Source organism: Microcystis sp. M109S1, assembly GCF_020247025.1.
GTDB lineage: Bacteria > Cyanobacteriota > Cyanobacteriia > Cyanobacteriales > Microcystaceae > Microcystis.
The window spans coordinates 1-7,942 of sequence record NZ_JADBRW010000442.1 but is presented as its reverse complement, the minus strand read 5'-3'; the positions used below and the strand labels follow the sequence as shown (position 1 = coordinate 7,942).

The 7,942-nt window shown below is 44.2% G+C and carries 8 protein-coding genes and 1 pseudogene; 5 read left to right on the top strand and 4 right to left on the bottom strand.

From position 1 onward, the window contains the following. The first annotated feature begins 266 nt into the window (after window positions 1-266). Window positions 267-1,217, top strand: coding sequence for an NAD-dependent epimerase/dehydratase family protein (locus IM322_RS21780; protein WP_287676129.1), 951 nt, complete (start codon window positions 267-269; stop codon window positions 1,215-1,217). 81 nt (window positions 1,218-1,298) lie between these two features. Here IM322_RS21780 and IM322_RS21775 read toward each other — a convergent pair whose 3' ends face one another. Continuing rightward, window positions 1,299-2,240 (bottom strand): DUF1517 domain-containing protein, encoded by a 942-nt coding sequence (locus tag IM322_RS21775; RefSeq protein ID WP_287676128.1) that lies wholly within the window; start codon window positions 2,238-2,240, stop codon window positions 1,299-1,301. Between the two features lie 157 nt (window positions 2,241-2,397). Between IM322_RS21775 and IM322_RS21770 the strand changes: the two genes are divergently transcribed. From IM322_RS21770 to IM322_RS21760, 3 genes are all read left to right on the top strand, one after another. Then, on the top strand, window positions 2,398-3,657 hold the full coding sequence (locus tag IM322_RS21770) for a phosphopantothenoylcysteine decarboxylase domain-containing protein (RefSeq protein ID WP_287676127.1): 1,260 nt from the start codon (window positions 2,398-2,400) through the stop codon (window positions 3,655-3,657). A 43-nt stretch (window positions 3,658-3,700) separates the two neighbouring features. Beyond that, window positions 3,701-4,000 (top strand): 2Fe-2S iron-sulfur cluster-binding protein, encoded by a 300-nt coding sequence (locus tag IM322_RS21765; RefSeq protein ID WP_287676125.1) that lies wholly within the window; start codon window positions 3,701-3,703, stop codon window positions 3,998-4,000. Window positions 4,001-5,003: 1,003 nt separating this feature from the next. Further along, window positions 5,004-5,960, top strand: a complete 957-nt coding sequence (locus IM322_RS21760; protein WP_287676124.1) for an RNA polymerase sigma factor, RpoD/SigA family — start codon at window positions 5,004-5,006, stop codon at window positions 5,958-5,960. A 93-nt stretch (window positions 5,961-6,053) separates the two neighbouring features. Here the strand turns inward: IM322_RS21760 and IM322_RS21755 are convergent, their stop codons facing one another. The 3 genes from IM322_RS21755 to ureA all read right to left on the bottom strand — a co-directional run bounded on the left by IM322_RS21755 (window position 6,054) and on the right by ureA (window position 7,672). Next, window positions 6,054-6,941 (bottom strand): S-methyl-5'-thioadenosine phosphorylase, encoded by an 888-nt coding sequence (locus tag IM322_RS21755; RefSeq protein WP_287676123.1) that lies wholly within the window; start codon window positions 6,939-6,941, stop codon window positions 6,054-6,056. Between the two features lie 82 nt (window positions 6,942-7,023). Then, window positions 7,024-7,350: an urease subunit beta gene (locus tag IM322_RS21750; protein ID WP_287676122.1), complete on the bottom strand. Its 327-nt coding sequence runs from the start codon at window positions 7,348-7,350 to the stop codon at window positions 7,024-7,026. 19 nt (window positions 7,351-7,369) lie between these two features. Continuing rightward, a complete protein-coding gene (ureA, locus tag IM322_RS21745; protein WP_002738360.1) occupies window positions 7,370-7,672 on the bottom strand; it encodes an urease subunit gamma in 303 nt (100 codons plus the stop codon). A gap of 73 nt (window positions 7,673-7,745) precedes the next feature. On the opposite strand from ureA, the pseudogene IM322_RS21740 reads away from it, so the two are divergent. Further along, window positions 7,746-7,942, top strand: a pseudogene (locus IM322_RS21740) (IS4 family transposase); the annotation flags it as partial.

Sequence of the window (7,942 nt, the reverse complement as noted above, 5' to 3'; positions counted from 1 at the left end):
TAAATCCTTATCTGGCAAGGGATTTAATTGATTAGTTCGCTCTAGATCGAAAATAATTGACAAAAATCGCTAAATGCCTTTCTATATAGGGGTTCCATCCCTTATAACCCCCGTCCATTGCATAACACAAACCGAAGAGCCCAAAGGATTAAGCCGCCATCACTACTACCGAATCACCACCGGGGGAGATTCTGCTAATCTAAGAATAAGCAGTTTAAATGCGTCTTAGCTTACAATCGATACAAAATATCAACGACTAGGATTAAATGGCTACTCATATTGTTACTGGTGTCGCGGGTTTTATCGGTTCTAACTTGGCACAAAAGCTTTTAGAACAAGGAGATCAGGTGATCGGTATCGATCAATTTAACGATTATTACGACCCCAGTTTAAAGCGCAAAAATGCCCATATTCTAGCAAAATATCCCGAATTTAAGTTAATTGAAGCGGATATACAAGCCCTTGACTGGCGACAACTGTTGCAAGGAGTAGAAGTATTATTCCATCAGGCAGCCCAAGCAGGAGTCAGAGCAAGCTGGGGTGATGGATTTCGTCAATATACCGAAAGGAATATAAATGCCACTCAAATCATTCTTGAGGCCGCTAAGGAAACCCCTTCTTTACAACGGATGGTTTTTGCTTCCACTTCCTCGGTGTATGGCAATGCGGAAACGATGCCGACTCCCGAAACCCTTTGTCCCCAACCAGTTTCACCCTACGGCATCACCAAATTAGCGGCAGAAAGACTCTGTTGGCTATATCAGCAGAATTTTAACGTTCCCGTCACTGCCTTGCGTTATTTCACCGTTTATGGACCGCGGCAACGTCCCGATATGGCTTTCCATAAGTTTTTTCAAGCAGCGATCGCAGGTAAACCCATCGGCATCTACGGAGATGGCAAACAAACCCGCGATTTTACCTTTATTAGCGATGCTGTAGCCGCTAATTTAGCCGCTGCCCTAGTGCCGGAAGCGGTGGGGGAGGTGTTTAATATTGGTGGTGGTAGTCGCGTGGTATTGTTGGATGTCTTGGATACCATGGAAAAAGTCATCGGTAAACCTATCGAGCGATCGCATCAAGGACTCGCCCGGGGAGATGCCCGTCACACCGCCGCCGATGTCACCAAAGCCCGTACTATTCTAGGTTATAATCCCCAAGTCTCTTTAGCCGAAGGATTAGCCCAAGAATGGCAGTGGATTCAGGAATTATATTGTTAATGGCAGCAATTCCTTAATAATCAAAAAATCTCCCTGCAAAAGGGAGATTTTGGGCAATATCTGGTATTATACCCCGACAAATTACACCAATTTCAGATCGGGATAATTAGCGAGAATGTCGTCTTGACTGAGAATATCACCCTCGCTTTGAGGAGTCCAAATCACTTCTACCGCTAAAAGTCGATCGCCTCCCATACTACCAATTTGTTGCAGGGCTTGTTTCAAGTCTTGGGAATCATTAATTTTGGCTAGAGAAAATTTACCGACAATGCCGGCTAAAATAGTCACCAAAATATAGCCTTCCGGTGCGGTTTTAGCTAATTCTCCAGCCGATTCGGGTAAAATATTTTCTTGAGAACCTTGACGCAGTTGATTATTGTAATTAGTTAAGGTTTCCGCCGTTAGTTTACCGCGTTCGTTGAGAGACCACTGATTAAACTTCGCTTCTGCACTGCTGAGGCTGGTTTGTTGGCAATCGACGTTACCATAAACCCAGTATTCCGGATGACGCAACAGGGCGAGGGCGGATTCTTGTAAGACATCGACGCGCCCCTCGGAGGTGCTAGTATCCACAGTTAGGGCGATTTGATTTAATTCTTGTTGCAGATAACGGGCATTTGCCAACAAACCCACCTGTACTTTAGCCACGGAGACGGTTTCATATCCCGGTTCAACAGCCATACCATTCTCATCACTGCCTCCACCATTACGGAAAGCATTAACGAGGAAATTGGCAATAGCAAAAAAGATTAACAGAGAAATTAAGCCACCGCCACCACCACCCCAAAAGAAGGGCAAAAGGAAGGGAAAACCAATACCTCCACCGTAACCGGGGGAACTGTAACCACCACCTCTAGAAGGGCTAATACTGCGACTAGGAGCGCGAAAACTACCGCCCCCCATTCTACCCCCCGATGCCGCCAAAGCACTGGGAACATTGCCTAAAATCAGCGTTGTCACTAATCCTAGAACTAATAGCGGCTTGGCAAGCGATCGAACTTTAGTTAAAATTTTGTCAATCATAAGAACACCGAAGCAACCCTTTATTTACTAGGATAACCAGTTTCTCCCTCAGGGATAGACAAATCCCGAATAGGGATAACCGAATCAGTGATCAGATATCAGATTTGAGTTTTCAGTTCACTGATTACTGTTTACTGTTTACTGATCACTGAAAATTATGACTTGGAATTTCTCTTCTCCGACGGATTCGCCATTAAGCGATCGCGAAGTACCCTTAGAAAGTCATCATCTCTGGGGTAAACGTATTGCTTTACTGGTAACGGGAGGGATTGCGGCCATGAAAGCGCCGCTAATTGCCCGATCTTTGCGTAAATTCGGGGCTACAGTCGTGGCTTTTGTCTCGGAAGAAGCTTTAAGATACGTCACTAAGGAAGCTTTGGAATGGAGTACGGTTAATCCCGTAATTAGCCAATTAACGGCAAAAGCAGAACATTTAAGCGATCAATCTCCCTTTGATCTTTATTTAGTCGCCCCCGCTACCTATAACACGATTAATAAGTTTCGTTACGGAATAGCTGACGGAGTGATCACTTCATGCTTGGCCTCGGCCTTGGGACGACAGGAAAAGGGAAAAACTAAAATTCTGCTTGTCCCCACCATGCACGGCAGTTTACATAATGCTATTCTGACCGAATCTTTGCAAACTCTCGATCGCTTGGGAGTCCAGATTATGTCACCCCGGGATGATTACGGTAAGCACAATCTCCCCGGGGAAAAAGAGATTACCGTAGCAGCCTGTGGGATTCTCAGTAATTCTGTCCTGAAAAATATGCCGATTTTAGTCACTGGTGGACCCACACCCGTTATTATCGATAATATTCGTCGTTTAACCAATCGTTTTACCGGACAATTAGGAGTCGCTATTGCAGAAGAATTGTACCTGCGCGGGGCAAAGGTGCAATTAATCCACGGACGCGGCAGCTATACACCTCCCGCTTATTTACCCCATGAAATTATTGAAACTTATGACGAGTATCTAGGGAAGGTTATGGGAGAATTAGAGAGTAAAAATTATAAATTTGGTATTTTTTCGGCTGCAGTGGCAGATTATCGCTTAGAAAGCCCTTTTTTTGGTAAAATTCCCAGTGGTGGGCAGTTAAATCTTAATTTTGTGCCGACGGAAAAAGTGATTGACAAGGTGAGAGAAAAATTTCCCGATTTAGAGATGGTGACTTTCAAGTATCAGGAGGGAGTCAGTCAGGAGGAGTTACTGGAAATCGCCCGTAAACGCCTAGAAAAGGGCTATCAGGCCGTCATTGCTAATCGGGGTGAGGAAAAGGGCGATCAAGGGGAACAGGTGGCTTATTTGGTCACAAAAGCGGCATTAGGGAAATTTATCGGCAAAAAAGCGATCGCTATTGGCATCGCCGAATATTTAGAACAGCGAGCCAAAAATGTTACAATCGAAAAAATTTAATATTTTTTAATATTAATTTGCAAAAATTTAGGGTAACACAGTCATGGGTAACATCAACTTCGTCAAAGAGAATAAGATCGTGGTAGCGGCAGATGGGGCGAATTTACGAGAGAAAGCAATCCAGAATGGCGTTGATATCTACACTTTTGGCGGTAAATTGATGAATTGTGGCGGTTACGGTCAGTGTGGTACTTGTATAGTGGCAATTGTCGAGGGTATGGAAAATCTCTCGGCTAAAACCGACTTTGAACAGCGCCGTCTGAAGAAAAAACCCGAAAATTATCGTTTAGCCTGTCAAACCCGCGTTAATGGCCCTATTAGCGTCCAAACTAAACCAAAATAGCACTTAAGCGTCAGAAACGACCATCGAGCGCGAAGCGGATTGGAGTAGTTCAAAATTGCCAGACAAGATCACTGGGGCGACAAATTCTTGGCATTTAATAGCATAATTCCCTGAGCGACTTTTTGCCGCAGACCCTAATTGGGGTCTGCTGAATAAATCTAAAAACCTTGTTAGATAAGACTTTTAGACTTTTTGTCAATCAAAAAAAAGTACTGGCCATGGGAGTGATCAGGGGGAAAATTCCGGGACTTTTTCCCTTAAAATCGGTAAAATCCCACACCCTACACCCCACACCCTACACCCCACACCCTACCCCCACGAAAAACTTTTTGCCGCAGACCCTATTTAGGGTTAGCTGAATAAATCTAAAAACCTTGTTAGATAAGACTTTTAGACTTTTTGTCAATCAAAAAGTACCGGATATGGGAGTGATCCGGGGGAAAATTCCGGGACTTTTTCCCTGAAAATCGGTAAAATCCCACACCCCACACCCCACACCCTACCACCACCGAAAAACTTTTTCAGCAGACCCTATTTAAACTGAGTATTGGACATTTTAGTACAAACCCCTCACCGCTCACTCTGCGATCGCTATCTGAGAAAATTGCTCATTTTGTCATCTAGATTGCATCCCGCTCGGAAACCTTTGGGTAATCTATGAGTAGGGATACTCAAACCTCCTCTTCATCGGTGCGTTCCTGAGATGGATGATTTTTTTTTCTCATAAACTTTACAATATTTAATGATTGTTGTAATATTGGTTAAATAACCAAGGTTCTTAGTACTTGCCATTTATGCCCATAAACTCTATATATAGCCAAAAAAAGGACTATAGAGGCAATTAAATCTTCAATTAGATTTCTCTATATCCTTGAGTGATCACTCACTGCTATCTTTACAAAACTAGAAAAAGCCCTGATAGCATCTCCTTAACTGCCCCTGGGGAAGCGATCTGAAAAACGCCATCAATCCCTGAATATCAACCCTCAACCGACGCGCACTCATGAAAACCTCGAAAAACCCCACCGATCCAGTTCGCGCCTATCTCAGAGAAATTGGCCGAGTTCCCCTTCTCACCCATGAAGAAGAAATTCTCTACGCGAAACAGGTGCAAAGATTAATTTTTCTGGAAAAAATCAAGGAATCCCTAAGGGCTAAACTCGGCAGCGAACCCAGCGATCGCCAGTGGTCAGAAGCGGCGGAAATTAGTGAAGAACAACTCCGTCGAGAATTGGGGGCAGGGGATTTCGCCAAACGCAAGATGGTAGAAGCGAACCTGCGTCTAGTGGTTTCCGTCGCTAAAAAATACCTAAAACGCAATCTAGATCTATTAGACCTCATCCAAGAGGGAACGATTGGGATGCAAAGAGGTGTGGAAAAATTCGATCCCACCAAAGGCTATCGCTTCTCCACCTATGCTTATTGGTGGATTCGCCAAGCCATCACCCGGGCGATCGCAGAAAAAAGTCGCACCATCCGTCTGCCCATCCACATCACCGAAAAACTGAATAAAATCAAAAAAGCCCAGCGTCAACTAGCTCAAGATAAAGGTCGCGCTGCCACCATTGCCGAATTAGCCGAGGAATTAGACCTAACTCCCAAACAGGTGCGAGACTACTTGGAAAGGTCCCGTCAACCCCTTTCCCTTGACTTAAAGGTGGGGGACAATCAAGACACGGAATTAGGGGAACTCTTGGAAGATACGGGACTTTCCCCCGAAGATTACACTGCCTATTCTTCCCTCCAAGTGGATTTGGAAAAACTGATGGCAGACCTCACCCCTCAACAAAAAGAAGTGATTTGTCTGCGTTTTGGTTTAGATAATGGGCAGCCCCTCACCTTAGCAAAAATTGGCGTTCGACTCAATATCAGTCGTGAACGCGTGCGTCAGATCGAACGAGAAGCGATCGCTAAATTAAGAAAACGCAGGGGCAACATTAGAGAATATCTAGCTAGTTAAGCTAGAGATAACCTAGAATTTGGGTCAAATTTATCGTCTGGTTGACAGCGATAAATTTGACCCATTTCTAGATTCATCGAAGACTTTTTTCTACTATTTCTCTATCTCTTCAAGATATTTTTTCAAAAAGAGAGCTAATTTTTCTTTAGTGGCGACGGGAACGGAATCTAGACGGGTAAGAATAGCGTATTTAAGGGCAGAATGAGCGGCGGAAACGGGAGGATTAGCTACCAGACGGCGCACCGTTTCTTGGATAACTTTTTGGGCATTAATAGCGTTATGGTGTAGATTTTCGATCACCATTTCTACCGTGACATGATCGTGATCGGGATGCCAACAATCGTAATCGGTAACTAGGGCTAAGGTAGCGTAGGCAATTTCTGCTTCTCGGGCTAATTTGGCCTCGGTTAAATTGGTCATACCGATCACGGTTGCCCCCCAACTTCTATAGAGATTTGATTCCGCTTTAGTGGAAAAAGCCGGCCCTTCCATACAGAGGTATGTACCGCCGCGATGCAAGGTAACTTCCGGTAGGTTTAAACTAGCGACGGCATCCCCTAAAATTTCGGCTAATTGGGGACAAATGGGATCACCAAAGGCAACGTGAGCAACAATTCCTTCCCCAAAAAAAGTCGCTATTCTCTCTTTAGTTCTGTCAATAAATTGATCGGGAATGACTAAATCTAGGGGTTTAACTTCGGCTTTTAGGGAACCAACGGCTGAAGCGGAAATAATATATTCAACCCCTAATTGTTTGAGAGCATGAATATTAGCTCGAAAGGGTAATTCGGTCGGTAAAAAATGGTGATTTCTGCCATGACGCGCTAAAAAGGCGACTTCTGTTCCCTCTAAAGTACCGAGAATTAAAGCATCGGAAGGAGAACCAAAAGGAGTATCGAGGGATACTTCCCGCACATCCTTGAGGGCATCCATTTTATACAAACCACTGCCGCCAATGATGCCAATTTTTACCGTCGTCATAGTCTTGGAAAGAATTAGTTATCGTTGCCTTGATTTTACCATAATTGAGCGATCGAACTGTGATAATTTTTCCGTTAAGGCCTTACTTTTTCTTTTTCTTGCCCTTGAGGGAACCATTAATTAAACCATTAAAGCCATAAATTTCTTCAGTTCCCGCGACGGTAACTAATTCCACCTCTTTCGTGTCTCCCGGTTCAAATCGAACTGATGTACCCGCGGGAATATTCAGATGGGTTCCTTTGGTTAATTCGCGCTGAAACTCCAAGGCCTGATTAACTTCATAAAAATGATAGTGGGAACCCACTTGAATCGGTCGATCGCCTGTATTAGCCACAGAAATACGCAGGGTGTCGCGACCGACATTAATCTCGATCGCTCCAGATGGTGTGATAATTTCTCCCGGAATCATAACTGCTAAAAATCTCCTGTTAGTGAATGGGATTGTGAACGGTAACTAATTTAGTACCATCGGGAAAAGTCGCTTCGATCTGCACTTCCGTAATCATTTCCGGGATGCCTTCCATTACCTCCTCGCGAGTTAATAAAGTAGTGCCGTAACTCATCAATTCAGCCACGCTACGACCTTCCCTAGCACCCTCGAGGATGGCGGCGCTAATATAGGCGATCGCTTCGGGATAATTTAACTTGATACCGCGATTTTTGCGTCTTTCGGCGAGCAGTGCCGCCGTGAAAATGAGTAATTTATCTTTTTCTTGGGGCGAAAGTTGCATAGATAGGCCTTTTTTCACACAGATGCTAGGGTTATTGTAGTTCTTGGCCGGATAGTTGTAGCGATCGAGTTGTGAAAATTTATTCAGTATCGTGGAAAATTTGGCCAGCCAATTTAGTACAAGTGTTCAACAAGCTTCGGGAAATCTAGCCGCCGCCAGTGCCACCTACGACTTTTGGAATTCACCCTATTTTCAACCCTCAGATATAATTGCCGCCCAAGCTAAAAGTACAGTAGAAAGAATCAAAGAACATCCAATAGTTTTGGCAGT